This window comes from Limnohabitans sp. TEGF005 (genome assembly GCF_055394835.1).
On sequence record NZ_AP029226.1, the window covers coordinates 1,787,793 to 1,802,797 of the forward strand.

Here is a 15,005-nt window from a genome sequence, read left to right on the forward strand (position 1 = left end):
CCAAACTGAAACTTCAAAGGTAAAGACCATGAAAAAAATCACAGACACATCCATGATGAACGAAGCCACGCCCAGCGATTGGTTGGCGGCCGCTGCACGCGGCGGGAGCGGCTCTGGCGGCGGCACCGGCACCGGCACCGGCACCGGCACCGGCACCGGCACCGGCACCGGTGGCGGTGGCAGCGGCGGCGGCGGCTCTGGCGGCGGCGGCTCTGGCGGCGGCGGCTCTGGCGGCGGCGGCTCTGGCGGCGGCGACGGTGAGGGCGGCGGCTCAGGCGGCGGAAAACCGGAAGGCGCTGGCAGCAAAAAAGGCGACTTGTACGGTGACCAATACGTGCTGCTGCGCGATGTGAACCCCACTGACGGCGGCGGCAACGGAGAGCCGGTTCTGGATGCCAACGGGCAGCCAATCTTGGTTGGCTCCAACGGCTTGCCTATTTACTATGTTGCCAACATCGATGGCGACTATGAAATCCCGGCCGATCAAGTGGCCTTGACCCAGACGGTTGACCTCGAACGCGCCAACGTGGCCCGCGCCCCCGACAAAGTGATGGAAAAATCACTCGACGCTGCCATGGCCAAAATTGACGCCGCCACCGTGCTCAGTGTCGATCCGGCGGGTCGCATCGTTTGCGATGGCGTGACCATCGATTCGCCCCTGGAAAACCTGGCGCTTTATCAATCCCTGATGACCGCAGGCGGCAAGTCATCATGGCCAGCGGTCATCGAATTTTGGCCCGAATCGCTGCAAGGCCTGCTGGGCCCCAATGAGACATCGCCCGACTGGGATCCTGCCAGTTTGCTGGGTGCCGCTTTTTCAAAATCAGCCCCCATCAGCTTAGATGCCGTGCTTTACCAAAACACGGTGCTGGGTGTGAACACAGTCACCCAAGTGGGTGGCCAGCCGCAGGTGGACTATTTTGATTTCAGCAATGGCACCCTAGAAACCTACAACTACGACCGCGAGGCCCGCTTTGAAGGGGTCTGGCTGCAGTGGTATGCCGATACCGACGGCGACAGCACAGACTTGGAACAGGTGCAGATGAGCCTGCTCGAAGCCGTGTTTAAAAATGCCGAGTGGACCGATGCCTATCTGAGCCTGAGCGCAGATGGCAAGACATTCGAGTCCCAAGCTGCAACGGCGTCGGGTGTGAATGACTTTGCGCAAGCGGCCGATGATGCCCGCGCGGTGATCAACTTCATGCACGAAACAGGGGCCGTTCTAATCGCAACGCCTGCGGTGCCGATGGCCGAGCCTGTGTTGGCCTTCAGTGCGGACGAATTGGCCTTGGCCAGCGTCGATGACGACAGCGGTGCCGATGGTGACGAAGCACAAGGCGATGGCCAGGACAGCGATCATGGCGATGATCATGGCGGCGACTTTGGCGATGAAGCTGCGGTCATCACCGGCACTCAATTTGACGACCTGATCGAAGCGGGCGGCGGCAGCCAGACCATCCACACCGGCAACGGCCAAGACGAGGTCTGGGCTGGCGGCGGGCCGGATTGGGTGGACGCTGGCAACGGCAAAGACCTGCTCATGGGCGAAGGCGGCCCCGATGTGCTGATGGGGGGCAATGGCAAAGACGTGCTGATCGGAGGCGCAGGTCCAGACCAGCTCACCGGTGGTCGGGGTGCCGATGTGTTTGTCTACCAGGCCACCAGCGATGCGCCCTCACGAGGCGAATCGGACGGCGGAGATGAACAAGCTGGTGACCATGGCAGTGAACACGCCGGCCGCCTGGAAACCATCACCGACTTCGACATGGCCAACGACCACATCGATTTCAGTGCCTTGGGTCTGGAACTCCAGATGGCAGACGGTCCGCAAGCGCACGCCATCTGGGCGGAACAGCACATGGACGGTGCGATGCTCTACCTGGACACCGACGGCCAAGTCTCGGGCGGCAACCCCGCCGAGTTGTCCATCCTTTTGCTGGGCGTTGACGCGGCCAGCCTGGACATTGAGCACTTTGTGGTTTGAAACCCCGGAGACCTCAGGCGAGTCAGAATCCGACTCGCCTGATTCCATCCCAACATTGGCTTGTTGAAAGGACAATAAAAAAGGGGGGCAATGCCCCCCTTCATGCGGCCCCACTCGCATTGAGCGAGGCTTACCCATTGACCAAAGGAAACAAGTGCTGCGTGATGCTGATCACGACCGGCCCCAGAAGGACCGTCATCAAGGCAGGAAAAACACAAAAAATCAAGGGGATCAACAGTTTGATGGGCAACTTGGCCGCAGCTTCTTCGGCAATCAACCGGCGCTTGGTTCTGAGCGCATCGGAATGCACCTCGAGTGACTCCGCAATGCTGGTGCCAAACCGGTCTGCTTGGATGAGCATGGCCACCAAGCCTTCGATATCGGGCAAACCCATGCGCTGGGAAAGATGGCGCAGCGCTTCTGCGCGTGAAGACCCAGCTCGCAGCTCGAGCCCCGTCAAGGCGAACTCGTCCGACAACTGTGGATAAGACAAACGCATCTCACGCCCCACCCTTTCAATGGCGGCATCCAAGCCCAAGCCGGCCTGCACGCACAAACGCATCAAATCCAGTGCATCCGGCACGGCATGAAACAAGATCTTTTGCTGCTTCTTGACCAGCTGGTGCAAAACCGCATTGGGCGTGTAGTACCCCAGCGCAGCCGCAGCCATAACGCCGGTCCAAAACATCAGCTCAGACCACGACAACTGCAACAACCACGTCAGCATCACGAAACACGCGGGCAGAAAAAAAGTCAAAAATGTCTTCAAGCCGAGAAAAACCGGTACCGCCAGACCGGACCGAATGCCCGCATTCAACAGCCGCATCTGCAAAGCGCTTGGCTGCAAAACATCTTCTGGTGCCGCCGTGCCAGCCCAGGGGCTCATCCTTAAAAGCAAGGCCATCATCTTCGATTGCATGCGCTTGAGCCAAGCGTGTTCTGCAGGTCGGCTGGGTTGAACCAAGCCCAATCGGCGCTTTTCGAAATCATCGGAGGTCCATTGGTTCAAGGCGAGATAAACCAAAGAGGCTACAAGCAGGAACAAAAAGCCCAGAAAAAGAAAATTCAAGGTGGACATGACACGCTTTCAGACTTTGATTTGAACCAGTCGGGACATCCAAAAAATCCCCACCAACATCAAACCCAAAGAAACACCCAGCATGGCCAGACCCATCGGGTCTTTCCAAAGAGCCGAAACGAACTCGGGATTGATGAGGTGCAACAAAAATGCCAGCAAAAATGGCATGACAGACAAGATCCAGGCAGAGATACGGCCCTCGGCTGACAAAACCCGAACCACGCCCGCAATCTTTTGACGCTCCCGGATCAAAGTGGCTGTCTTGCGCAAGACATCGGCCAGATTGCCGCCCGTCTCGTTTTGAATCAGCACAGCCACCACAAAATAGCGGATCTCCTTGCTGTCGATGCGCTCAGCCAAATGGTTCATGGCCGACTGGACACTCATGCCCAGATTGATCTCATCAAATACCTTGCGCAGCTCCAGCGAAATGGGCGGGCGGGACTCGGTCGCAGTGATCTGCAGGGCGCTGATAAAGGCGTGGCCCGATTGCTGAGCCCGAACCATGAGGTCGAGCGCATCGGGCAGTTGTTTTTCGATGGCGATGATCCTTTGCACGCCGCGGTACTTGAGGTAATACAGGGCGCTGCCCAAAGTACCCAGCACCAACAGGCCCGTCAAAAGCACAGGCAAGTGCAGCCCCACACCCACAAGGCCAGCCGCTACAACCAACAGCAAACCCATCATCAGGCTCTGAGAAACATCCAGGGGCAAATCGGTTTGACGAAGGAAGCGGTCGAAACCGTCTATGCCGGGCACTTGACTCAACCAACGATCCAGCGTGTCGAAACGACTCAGTGTGCGTCTGTGAACAAGGGGCGTATGAGCATGCTGCTGCTCGTGCCTGAACATCTGGTGCATCCTGTGGTCGAGCAATTTTTGACGGGGGCTCCAGTGAATACGCCAAGCCTCGTACAAGCCCAACAGCATCAAAAAACTGGCGATGCCGCACGAGCCCAAAATGAACCAATAGGCCAAGTCCATCATGTACCTCGAAAGTTCAAAGGATAAAACAAGTCTTCTCGCAATTGAATGCCGCGTGTTTTCAGGCGCTGCACAAACTTGGGGCGAATCCCCGTGGCCACAAAGCGGCCCTGAACCTGGCCTTCAGGGGAGATGCCTGTTTGGTCAAATTTAAAAATTTCCTGCATGCTGAGCACATCTCCTTCCATGCCCGTGATTTCTTGCAGACTGGTCACCTTGCGCCGACCATCTGACAAGCGAGAAACCTGCACGATCACGGTCAATGCAGCACTGATTTGCTGACGCATCGAGCGCGCATCCACGTTCAGTCCGGCCATGCCCAACATGTGCTCCAGACGGGTGATGGCATCACGCGGCGAATTGGCATGGATGGTGGTCATGGAGCCATCGTGTCCGGTGTTCATGGCTTGCAACATGTCTAGCACTTCAGCACCGCGAACCTCGCCCAAAATGATGCGGTCTGGTCGCATGCGCAGGCTGTTTCGCAACAAGGCACGTTGGCTGATTTCTCCCTTGCCCTCGATGTTTTGAGGCCGGGTTTCCATGCGCACCACATGCGGTTGCTGCAATTGCAATTCAGCCGCATCTTCGATGGTGACAATCCGTTCATCATGGGGAATGCTGGCCGAAATGACATTCAAAAAAGTGGTTTTTCCGCTGCCTGTCCCACCCGATACCAACAAATTGATCTTGGCCTTGACCAAACCATTGATGAGTTCAGACATCTCTGCATTGAGGGTGTGAAACGCCAGCAAATCCATCATGGTGTAAGGTACCACCGAAAAACGGCGAATCGACAGCAAGGGGCCGTCAATGGCCAAAGGGGGGATCACCGCGTTGACGCGGGAACCATCCGGCAATCGGGCATCGACCATGGGATTCATCTCATCCACACGGCGGCCTATGCGAGAGACGATGCGATCGATCACGCGCATCAGATGCGCCTCGCTGTCAAATTCAATGTTGGTCGACTCGATCTTGCCTTTGCGCTCGACATACACACTGTGCGGACCATTGACCAATATGTCGGACACAGTGGGGTCTGCCAACAAAGGCTCAATGGGGCCCAAGCCCAACATTTCATCCTGGATGCCCTGGACAATCTGCCGACGCTCTGCTTCGTTGATGGCCAAGCCGCTTTCATCGAGCAACCTTTGGGTCAGCCCCTTGAGCTCTTGGCGCAGGGCTTCGGGCGAAATCGTCTCCATGCGCCGCAGATCCACCTGCGCCAGAATTTCTCGGTGTATTTGAGACTTGATGGATTCAAGCCGAACCGCGGTCACCCTGTTGGGAGACTGTGCAGTCGCCAGCGCGATCGGAATGGATGCGTGCGACTCAAAATGCTGGCGGATGTCCATTTTCAAAGCAGTCTCCTTTTGTTGCGGATCGCCATTCAGGCGGCTTTACCCATCAAACGATCCATCCAGCCACGGGTTTTGGGCAATGGGGTGTGCAACAGCGACGATGTGATTTCGCGCAAGGCTTTGAGCACGCCGTTCTGTGGGTGCAACAGTTCCAGCGGTCGACCCAAATTAAAAGCCTCGGTCACTGCCTCGACCTGATTGGGAATGGTGTGGTTAACTTTGATGGCCACGGCTTGCTCGATGCTTTTGACATCCAGCACACCATCAGACTGGAATTTGTTCACCAGCAATTTCAGCTTGTCGTCGCCATACCCCAAAGAGTGGAAAAGCTTGACCAGTCGTTTGGCGTTGCGCACCACGGGCAGGTTGCACTCCATCGTCACAAAGACAACATCTGCCATGTCCAATGCTTTGAGCGTGACCGCATCAATGGCGCTGTCCAAATCGAGCACCACAAACTCATGCATGCGTTTGGCCAATGTCAAGACCTGCTCAAGTTGGTTGGCGGTGATGGCCAAGGCCACACCTGGCTCATTGGGGGCTGCCAGCAAATTCAGCCTTGGGGTAATACGCTGCATGCAACTGCTCAACAACTGCGCGTCAAGGCGATCAATTTGTTGCGTTAAGTCGCTGATGTTGTTTTTGGCATCGTCCTGACTCATGTAATACGAGGCATCGCCGTACTGCAGATCCAGATCAACAAGAACACACCGGCGGTTGAACGTGTCGGCGATCAAGTAAGCCATGTTGGTGGCTAAAAAAGTCGATCCGCTGCCACCTTTGCACGAAATGAAGGCCACGACTTTTCCGGTCCCAACGAAACTGTCATCGGCATTGCGGGTTTTTCCATGATGCCCCACGACACGGCGCAAAGCGGCAATCAGATCAGACTGGGCGGGTGGTGACGCCACCACCTCGCGAATGCCCGCGCGCATGGCACGCATCAAACCCTCTTTGGTATCACTGTCACTGATCAGAACCACACTGAGCTGCGGGTTGGACCAGGTCATGGATTCCAGTGTTTCGAGGTCTTCGGCCAATTGCGCTTGGCTACTGCACAGCAGCAAAATGCCCGACTCGATATTTTGGAGGAGAGGCAGCAACGACTGTCCTGCGGCGCGTACAAGGGCCGACTTGACCGTCAAACTCTGCGACTGCACTGTGTTGCGCAACAATTCGACCGTGGCGGCATCCGGTGCCAGTAAATACGTGTTCATGTCAGTCCTTTCAACGACCAGCAGCGCTGGACGAGCCACCGATTCCAATGCTCATGACATTCACCGGAGCGGGTGGCTTGTCAAAGGAACTTTGGTAGCGGTCAATGGCCGACTTCATGGCAACGCCATCGCTGTCAGCCAGTGGCCATTTTTTTTGTCCTGCCTCCACATTCAGTGTTTGCGCAGCCCACGCCTGGCGAACCGATTGCCCTGCTTGCGGTGCGTCCGCATAAGGCGTGTTGGCACAACCCGTTGCAGCCAAACTCACCAGCAGCCACGCGCACAGGTTTTGGACTTTGCCGATAGTGATTGCGGTCATTTCATCTCTCCTGGAGTCGAGGTTTGTGGGGGCACGGCAGCAGCCTCATCTGCTGGGGCAGGGGCAGCGGCTGGCTTGTCTGCGGATGTCGATGGTGTGGGTTCCATCAAGCCCTCGACCATGAATTCGGCTCGGGTGGGCGGCTTGAAATGGTCCGTGGGCAAGGCCAATGTCTGCTCAGCTGTTTTGGCCAATCGAGGCGTGATCACGAACAGCAATTCGGATTTTTCAGTTTGGAACGCATTGCTGCGGAACAAGGCCCCCAGCACGGGCAGTTCCCCCAACAAGGGCAATGCGCGAATCGCCTCAGTCACATTGCTTTTGATCAAGCCGCCAATGGCGAAGCTTTCACCGTCTCTCAGCTGCACGGTGGTAGAGGCTCGCCGGGTGGTGATGGAAGGCAAGACACTGACCTGACCATTGAGCGCCTTGACCGTTGCCCCCAACTGGGACAGCTCAGACACTTCGGGCGTCACTTTCAGATTGATCAGCCCTTCCTCCAACACGGTGGGCGTGAAACTCAAGCCGACACCGAACTCTTTTTCTTCGAGGGTAATGCTGTTGCTGGAGCCCCCCTGCGGGACAGGGATGAAGATCTTGCCGCCCGCCAGAAACGAGCCTTCCTGCCCACTGATGGCGGTGATGGTGGGTTCGGCCAGGATTTTGACCAAACCCTTTTTCATTTCTGCCGTGAGTGTGATGGTGGTATTGCCATTGGCCCGTGCCGTGGTCAAGGCCGTTGCACCACTGGACAAGAATTGCGAAAGCAAGGACACCGAGGTGCTGCCCGCTGTGCGGGTGAGGTTGATGTCCACCCCCAATTCATCGAGCAGCGTACGCGACACCTCGGCCACCTTAACTTCCAGCATGACCTGCTGAGAGCCCTCCACACGAAGCATGTTGATGACTTTTTTGCCCCCCGTGTAGGCCTCGGCCAAGCTCACAATCCGGTGCACTTTGGTTGAATCGGGCACGCGCCCGCGCAACACCACCGTGTCGGCCATCACATCGACCATCAAGGGCTCTTTGGTAGGGACCCACTTGGCCAGTCTGGACTCCAGCATGGCAGTGTCCAGCCCCACGGTGACATCGCGCAAAGTGGTTTTTCCATTGGCAGACCAGACGATCAAATTGGTGACGCCGGATTTTTTACCCAGCACATACACCTCTTTGGCGTTGATCAAGGTGACATCGGCCACATCCGGGTTACCGATCGAGATGCGCAGCGCCGGTTCTGACAGCTTGAGCAGGGTGGACTTTCCCGTGCTCAGATCGACGCCAGGCAACAACTCGACGGGCCCCTGCGACGCGAGCGACTTTTCTGATGGGGCAGTAGCCACCGGCTTGCTTATTTTTTTAGGCGGTGCTGTTTCGATTTCAGCGGCCAATAAGGGGAAAGCGAAACTCAATGCGATGGCCAATCCATGTGCCGAAAATGTTGAGATGATTTTTTTCATACTGATGTGATCCACAGACAAAAAAGCGGTTTTATTCGGCCGACTCTTGGGATTTTTTAATCCCACGAATCACTTCCATTTTTTCCATCCCTTTGGACGGCGCAGTCGTGCTCACACGTCTGACCACACGCACAGGTGCTGAACGCGAAGCGGCGTTTTGCAAAGCCGTTGGAGACGCATCGGCCAACTTGGATTGAAGTTGCCCAGCCCGTTGCAACAAATCTGCTTTGCGTGAGCCCAGTGTTTCCACGCTGGCAACATCCACCTGGCTGCGCAAGACCAAAGACAAGGCACCGACACTTCGGGCCAAATCAATGATTTCAGCTTCTTGCGGGGTGACCTCCAAAGTCACTGCACTCACCACACGCGGCTTGTTTTCAGTGCTGGCCACATCTTGTGCAACAGCCAGTACCTGAATCCGCTCCAGCACAATTTTGGAAACCGGGTTGTTGTCTTTGTCTGGGATGTTGGCCATCACATCCACAAAATTACCGGGTAAAGCAAATCCGGCCACACCCACAATTTCATTGACTTTCACAGTGACAGCACGCTTGCCGTCTTTCAAGACCGAGGACAGACCGCCTTGTTGCCCCAGCGCCGCCAATTTGGTTTCTTGTATCGGCTCACCTTTCAAGATGGGCATGTTGATCACGCGGTCATACGCCTGCTCGGTTGATTGCAAAGGCGATTTGATGGGCGCAGCGATGGGCCAACTCACTGTCTCCAGCATGGCAGGCTGCAAGCGTGTGCCGATTTGCAGGTCCCTGGTCGCGACCACCACCTTGATGGTGTTGTTATCGTCTTTTTGCTTCAACCAGATAGCGGCCATAGAAACGGTTGCCAAGGCCGCGGTGGTCGCCGCAACCATCATCAAAACCGGACGTTTGTTCATCATGTTGTTCCTCTTCCAAATTCCGTGACGACGCCATCACAATGGCACGGCGTAATAAGCCGCTGTGCCCAAACCAACGGCCAAGGCATAAGGCACACGCTCGGGGGAGACCTGAGTGATCAGGGGCTGACCGATTTGCGGCATCAGCCCAGACCGAAGGTGTTGCATCACACCGGTCTGCAGATTTTTTAAAACCGTCTGCCACCGCGATGTCCAGAGTGCCCACGCCACGGACACCAGACCGCCTGCAATCAAGATGGTCAAGCAGACCTTCGCCATGTCTGGCCAACCGACGAACATGCCGACCGCTGCCACCAATTTGACGTCGCCAGCACCGACCATCTTGAACAAGTGCAAAAACAAAAACACCAGAAAACCGGTCATACCACCCAGCATTGCGGACGACAGCCCAATGCCCCGAGGGGTCATCGACAAGACCAGCGCATTGATCAAACCCCAGAGCACCAAGGTGTTGGGAATCAGTCGCATGCGCAAGTCGTGCCAACCGGCGAGCACCAGCAATGTGGTCAAGGCCAACAAGCTGACAAACTCCAATGACAAGGTCGGCATGATCGGTTCCTGGGTTCTGCTGATGCGGTTCAAGCAGGAAATACGGCAGCAGAAAGGCGTGTCGAGATGCGGGTGAACAGTGCACCCAATTGCGTACCCAGCGCTGTGGCACCGGCCGCAATGCCCAATGCAACCAAAGCGGCCAGCAAGCCGTATTCGATGGCCGTTGCACCCGACTCGTCGTTGATAAAGTTTTGGATTTGCGTTTTCATATTGACTAACTCCAGATCAAGGTTGATGAACTTCAAGAGACGTTCACTTGCCAGCGATGGCGCTCTGCGCTCATCAATAACAAAGACGCCTTCTTTGCAACGGTGGTTTTTTCGATCACCGTGCTTGAACTTTAAAAAAATGAAAGCCTCGCGTCTGTTAGCTACCGTACCCACCGGCAAAGATGGGCAGGTTCACGCACATCGGCGAAGCTCTTATTTCATGCGGCCGTAGAAAGCCGTGTGGCAATGCGACCAAAAAACAAACCCAATTCAGCGCCCAATGCGCTTGCACCCACGGCAATGCCCAAGGCCACCAGTGCCGCAAGCAAGCCATATTCAATGGCCGTCGCCCCACCCTCGTCGTGTGTGAAATTCTTAAATACGCGCATGACATGCTTCATGACAAAACTCCTTTTTGATTTGAAAAATTGGGTGCCGATTCCGCTCTTCGTGATTGCCCTTGAATGGCAGAGATGGTCAAGCAGAGTGCCCCTCCAACACAGACACTTGCTGCATCTGTGTGGTCATGAATTTATGAGCGGCTGACGCAACCGTCTGTTGCACAGGGCACCGTTATGGCGTGCCGTGCTCATTTTTTTGATTTTTTGTGCGACAGACCACGGTGCCTGATCTGCTTTTTTCATATGGTTTGCATTGGGGCTAGCCAATCGTCCGGCGGCCCACAACCCATCATGTCTATGACAAAAGGATTTCACCAATGACGCAAAGCATGGTTGATGTTCGGGGGCAATCATTCATTCGCCCTCTATCGCCCCCCCACAAGCTGGCACAAGCGCAAAGGGGCACGGCCACGGTTGAATTCGGTTTGTTATTGCCCTTGCTGCTGTTGATCGTCTCGGGGATTGTTGAATTCGGCATGGCGCTGTACGACAAAGCCGTGATCACCAACGCCAGCCGCGAAGGGGCGCGTGCAGGCATTGTGTTGCGGGTGCCACCCGTCAGCACCAACGAAATTTCGACACGCGTGTTGAACTACACGGGCAACGCCTTGTTGACTTTGGGTGCGGCCAGCCCGATCACGGTTGACTTTCCTGTTCAAACCAACCCCGAGCATCTGGCCGTCCGCGTGAGCTACACCTTCAGGGGTTTGGCATTGGGCAATTTGCTGAGTGCCATGGGTTCACCCCTGGTATTGACATCAACCACAGTCATGGTGAGGGAATGATGAAAACACACCCACGCGCCGAACGCGGTGCAGTCACCGTGTTGGTGGCCTTCATGATCCCGGTGTTTCTCAGCATTGCGGCCCTGGTGATCGACGTGGCCTATGTGCAGATCGTTCGCAATGAACTGCAAAACGACGCCGATGCCGCGGCGCTCGCGGGAGCCCGGCATTTGCGCAGCACCACTTCGGCCACACCACAGTGGTCCACCGCTGAGACAAGGGCATTCAACGCCATCGCATTCAATGCCGCAGATGGAAAAATGCTGTCGACCGGTACCGTGCAATCGGGCTACTGGAACCCCAAGCAAGTCAATTCGGCATTGCAACTGCTGCCGATGACACCGACAGCCAACGATGTGCCAGCCGTTCAGGTCACGCTCACCAAAGGCTCTGGGCAAAACGACGGCGAGGTGGCCACTTTTTTTGCACGCCTTTGGAATATTTTTTCCACCCCCCTGTCCGTCACGGCCGTCGCGGGCATGACCAGCCCAGGCACCATTGAACCTGGTGGCTTGTTTCCCTTGGTCGCCAACCAGTGTGTTTACGACACCTACTGGAACAGCAGCGCCCAACCGCCAGCGCCCACCATCAACCCATTGACAGGACAAGCCTATTTGCTGGTGCTGCAGGCCTTCGATGACAAACCTGTTGACCCCTGCAAAACGTTTCAGTGGTCATCGCTGCTGACTGATAAAAACGATGTCAACACCTTCAGGGATTTGGTCGAAGACAGAAACCCGGTCGAGTTGAGCATCGGCGACAAAATCTGGATCGAGCCCGGCTCAAAAACCACCTTATTCGACACAGTGGACGACTGCAGTGCCGCCAACGACAAGTCATGTGAATATGTGACTTTGCCCATGGTCACCAGCATCGCGGCACATGCCGACCTGCCCATTTCCAGCTTTGCCTGCGCGCGCATTGTTGACGCTTCGAAAAAGGACAAAACCATCACCATCCAGCTGAGCACGCAGTGCCCACAACCCCCGTCAGGCGGCATCGGTCCTGACTTTGGCGTGGTCTCTCCGCCCAGCTTGTTCCGCTAGCCAGGCAGTCTCTGTCTGCGCGATGAGCGCAGACCTCAAGCCCGCTGGCGCGCCCAGTCCGGCAGCGGTGCCGACTTGTGCAGCACGTCCTGGTGCAACCAGGTCGCGCTCTTGCGGGCACGTTCGGCCACGGTTTCCAATGGCAGTTGCTGGTAGTCGTCGTTGAAGACCTCGAAGCTGTAGTCGCCCCGGTAACCAATGCGGTCGAGTCGCAGCACCAAATCGGCCAGTTGTTCGCTGTGCACGCCCTCTCCCGGAAACACACGGAAAGTGCGGGCCGTGGTCATGCGCTCTTCAAAGGTCGGTGTTTCTTGCCACATGAAGTCCGACAGCTGCACCAAAAAGATTTTGGACGGGTCCAGTTCCTCGATCGCATCCAACGGCGTCTTGGCTGCAAAGATGTGGAAGGAGTCGAGACCAATGCCCAGATTGGGGCAGTCGGCGCGGCAAACCACATCCCAGCTGGTGGGGAATTCGTTGACCGTGCGGCCCCACGACAACGCCTCATAAGCCACCTTGATGCCCAGTGGCACTGCCAGCATGGCCAGCTTTTTCAGATCGGCGGCGATCAGATCCAGGTCTTGTGTGGCATGACGCGAGGTGGACGAGCAAGCCAGCAAGACCTTGCTGCCTGTGGCCGCGCACATCTCCAGCATCGACTTGGCGATGTCCAGCTTGTAGCTGTGCAGATGGCCCGAAAGCCCTTCAAAGTCGCGCAGCACCTGAAAGCCTGTGGGCCGCATGCCGCTGGCGTGCACAGCGGCCACAGCGGCCTTGACGCCGCCAGGGTGCGTGACCAGATCACGGGCCATCAGCATCACCTGAGAAAAGCCTACGCCCTTCATGGCGGCCAGCTTGGCCTCCAGGGTGCCGGCCATGGTGATGGTGTCCATGCCGTAGCCGTCGAGCAAGTTCATAACAGCTCCTGGCTTATTTGTGGACGAGTTCAAACGCAACAGAACCCAGCGTGTTGCGCGTCAAGGCCCCGCGGTCTTCGGGGTGCAGCTGGGTCGATTCAACGAACTCGACGCCACGCGCCTTGAGCGCGGCCACAGCCTCTGCCACGTTCGGCACACCAAAGCCAATGCGTTGCAGGCACTCGGGGCTGTCGTCGCCATCCATCCAGATGTCGGGCTCCACCAATTGCCACAAGAAGGTGCCGCAAGGGCTTTTCATCAACTTGCCCTTGGGCAAGATGCCAAAGCGCTCTTCGTCAGGGATGCTGCTGAAATCGAACATGTGTTCGTAATAGGTTTGCCAGTCGGCGCTGCGGGCCGCACCGATGTATTGCACGACGCCAAAATAGCCCATGCCCGCCAGTGCAGGCGGGTTGGGATCAACGGTCGGAATCGGCTTGAAGTCGATGTCGTAGATCGAGAATTCTTGCCAGCGGTCGACAAAGTAAAAGCGGCTGCCGCCCGGACCATGGATCGCGGGGATGTGCAGCTCCATGGCCTGCGCGTGACTGCCCACGCTCCAAGCCCCCAGATCCATGCAACGGTTGTGCGCTTTCAGTGCGTCTTGCACGCGAAAAGCCACGGCAGAAATAACCGGCTGGCCATCGACAGTGCCGCTCACGCGAGCGTCGTCGGGGTTGGCATTGACCACCAGGTTCATGTCGCCCTGACGGTACAAGGTCACCTCACGCGAGCGGTGGCGAGCCACAGGGCGAAAACCCATGTTTTCGAGCACCTGGCCCAGCGCTTGCGGGCGGCTGGTGGCGTATTCGATGAACTCAATGCCCGACAGCCCCAAGCGGTTGGGCATTTCAGGGACGGCTTCGCGGTCAACTTTGTTCAGGCTCATCTGTGCACTCCATCTGGGGAATTCAAACGCAAGGGGTTCAGTAGCTCAACTTGGCACCACGGCGCAGCACTTCTGCGGTGGTGGTCGGCAAACCAAAATATTCCAGATACGCTGGAATTTGTTCATACAACATGTCGGTGCCCACCTGCGTACGGCAGCCACGGGCTTGCGCAGCGGCCAAAAATGCGGTGGTCTCAGCCTTCATCACGACTTCCCCCACAAAGGTGTCGGGCGACAGGCGCGACACGTCCATGGGCAGCGGGTCGCCTTCGTTCATGCCCATGGGCGTGGCGTTCACCACCAGATCGTGATCGACCGGGTCATTTGAGCCGGTGCGCACATCGATGTGGGGGTAATTGGCTTTCAGGCGCTGCGCCAAGGCGTCGCAGCCAGCGGTGTTCACATCGAACAAGCTGATGGCGGCAATGCCCGCGCCCGCCAGAGAGGCCGCAATAGCGCAACCCACACCGCCGGTGCCCACCACCAGCACGCGTTTGCCGGTCAGCTCAAAACCTTTGCGCTGCACGCCGCGCACAAAACCAGCGCCATCAAACATGTCACCCACCAAGCGGCCATCGGGCAAACGCTTGACCGCATTGCAAGCACCCGCCACACGCACGGTGGCGGTCACTTCGTCGAGCAAAGCCACGGTGGTGACTTTGTGCGGCATGGTGATCAGGGCGCCCCGGATGTTCTCGAGCGTGAAAACCGCTTCGAGGAACGTCGGGTAGTTCTCGGGCTTGCAGCCCATAGGCACCACCACCGCATTGATACCCGCTTCTTCGAAGTACGGGTTGTAGATCATCGGCGACTTGAAGGTGTGCGTGGGGTAGCCGATGTGGGCGATGATTTCTGTGTTGCCGTTGATCATGGGGTAAAAATTTCGGTCA

General features: G+C 57.0%; 16 protein-coding genes. 3 read left to right on the forward strand and 13 right to left on the reverse strand.

Translation table 11 applies throughout. The features are described from left to right. The first annotated feature begins 28 nt into the window (after positions 1 to 28). Positions 29 to 1,984, forward strand: a complete 1,956-nt coding sequence (locus ACZ5RG_RS08590) for a calcium-binding protein (RefSeq protein WP_464446829.1) — start codon at positions 29 to 31, stop codon at positions 1,982 to 1,984. A gap of 130 nt (positions 1,985 to 2,114) precedes the next feature. Here the strand turns inward: ACZ5RG_RS08590 and ACZ5RG_RS08595 are convergent, their stop codons facing one another. From ACZ5RG_RS08595 to ACZ5RG_RS08640, 10 genes are all read right to left on the reverse strand, one after another. Continuing rightward, positions 2,115 to 3,062, reverse strand: a complete 948-nt coding sequence (locus tag ACZ5RG_RS08595; RefSeq protein ID WP_298599330.1) for a type II secretion system F family protein — start codon at positions 3,060 to 3,062, stop codon at positions 2,115 to 2,117. A 9-nt stretch (positions 3,063 to 3,071) separates the two neighbouring features. Further along, the gene (locus ACZ5RG_RS08600) at positions 3,072 to 4,046 is read right to left on the reverse strand and encodes a type II secretion system F family protein (RefSeq protein WP_298599316.1); all 975 of its coding nucleotides are present in this window, start codon (positions 4,044 to 4,046) and stop codon (positions 3,072 to 3,074) included. Next, a complete protein-coding gene (locus ACZ5RG_RS08605) occupies positions 4,046 to 5,404 on the reverse strand; it encodes a CpaF family protein (protein ID WP_464448191.1) in 1,359 nt (452 codons plus the stop codon). The genes ACZ5RG_RS08600 and ACZ5RG_RS08605 overlap by 1 nt, the downstream gene beginning before the upstream one ends. Positions 5,405 to 5,439: 35 nt before the next feature. After that, entirely contained in the window at positions 5,440 to 6,627 is a 1,188-nt protein-coding gene (locus ACZ5RG_RS08610; RefSeq protein WP_464446830.1) for an AAA family ATPase, read from the reverse strand. Positions 6,628 to 6,637: 10 nt separating this feature from the next. Then, positions 6,638 to 6,946, reverse strand: a complete 309-nt coding sequence (locus tag ACZ5RG_RS08615; protein ID WP_464446831.1) for a hypothetical protein — start codon at positions 6,944 to 6,946, stop codon at positions 6,638 to 6,640. Beyond that, complete coding sequence (locus tag ACZ5RG_RS08620) at positions 6,943 to 8,403, reverse strand: type II and III secretion system protein family protein (protein WP_312259639.1); 1,461 nt, start codon at positions 8,401 to 8,403, stop codon at positions 6,943 to 6,945. The genes ACZ5RG_RS08615 and ACZ5RG_RS08620 overlap by 4 nt, the downstream gene beginning before the upstream one ends. A gap of 31 nt (positions 8,404 to 8,434) precedes the next feature. Beyond that, the gene (gene cpaB, locus ACZ5RG_RS08625; protein ID WP_298599304.1) at positions 8,435 to 9,298 is read right to left on the reverse strand and encodes a Flp pilus assembly protein CpaB; all 864 of its coding nucleotides are present in this window, start codon (positions 9,296 to 9,298) and stop codon (positions 8,435 to 8,437) included. 33 nt (positions 9,299 to 9,331) lie between these two features. After that, on the reverse strand, positions 9,332 to 9,865 hold the full coding sequence (locus ACZ5RG_RS08630; protein WP_464446832.1) for a prepilin peptidase: 534 nt from the start codon (positions 9,863 to 9,865) through the stop codon (positions 9,332 to 9,334). Positions 9,866 to 9,894: 29 nt separating this feature from the next. Beyond that, positions 9,895 to 10,077: a Flp family type IVb pilin gene (locus ACZ5RG_RS08635; protein WP_464446833.1), complete on the reverse strand. Its 183-nt coding sequence runs from the start codon at positions 10,075 to 10,077 to the stop codon at positions 9,895 to 9,897. A 218-nt stretch (positions 10,078 to 10,295) separates the two neighbouring features. After that, the gene (locus tag ACZ5RG_RS08640; RefSeq protein WP_315136234.1) at positions 10,296 to 10,478 is read right to left on the reverse strand and encodes a Flp family type IVb pilin; all 183 of its coding nucleotides are present in this window, start codon (positions 10,476 to 10,478) and stop codon (positions 10,296 to 10,298) included. Between the two features lie 317 nt (positions 10,479 to 10,795). On the opposite strand from ACZ5RG_RS08640, the gene ACZ5RG_RS08645 reads away from it, so the two are divergent. Both ACZ5RG_RS08645 and ACZ5RG_RS08650 read left to right on the forward strand, forming a co-directional pair. Further along, a complete protein-coding gene (locus ACZ5RG_RS08645) occupies positions 10,796 to 11,263 on the forward strand; it encodes a TadE/TadG family type IV pilus assembly protein (RefSeq protein ID WP_464446834.1) in 468 nt (155 codons plus the stop codon). Further along, positions 11,263 to 12,309 carry a pilus assembly protein TadG-related protein gene (locus tag ACZ5RG_RS08650; RefSeq protein ID WP_464446835.1) on the forward strand — a complete coding sequence of 349 codons (1,047 nt, stop codon included), beginning with the start codon at positions 11,263 to 11,265 and terminating at the stop codon, positions 12,307 to 12,309. Before ACZ5RG_RS08645 ends, ACZ5RG_RS08650 begins: the two co-directional genes overlap by 1 nt. Positions 12,310 to 12,344: 35 nt before the next feature. Here ACZ5RG_RS08650 and ACZ5RG_RS08655 read toward each other — a convergent pair whose 3' ends face one another. Genes ACZ5RG_RS08655 through ACZ5RG_RS08665 form a run of 3 tightly spaced genes read right to left on the reverse strand, consistent with a single transcriptional unit; the run spans position 12,345 to position 14,986 of the window. Next, positions 12,345 to 13,226 carry a sugar phosphate isomerase/epimerase family protein gene (locus ACZ5RG_RS08655; protein ID WP_464446836.1) on the reverse strand — a complete coding sequence of 294 codons (882 nt, stop codon included), beginning with the start codon at positions 13,224 to 13,226 and terminating at the stop codon, positions 12,345 to 12,347. Positions 13,227 to 13,239: 13 nt separating this feature from the next. Continuing rightward, positions 13,240 to 14,115 carry a 4-hydroxyphenylpyruvate dioxygenase gene (locus ACZ5RG_RS08660; protein ID WP_298598925.1) on the reverse strand — a complete coding sequence of 292 codons (876 nt, stop codon included), beginning with the start codon at positions 14,113 to 14,115 and terminating at the stop codon, positions 13,240 to 13,242. A 37-nt stretch (positions 14,116 to 14,152) separates the two neighbouring features. Continuing rightward, entirely contained in the window at positions 14,153 to 14,986 is an 834-nt protein-coding gene (locus tag ACZ5RG_RS08665) for a shikimate dehydrogenase family protein (RefSeq protein ID WP_464446837.1), read from the reverse strand. Positions 14,987 to 15,005 lie beyond the last annotated feature (19 nt).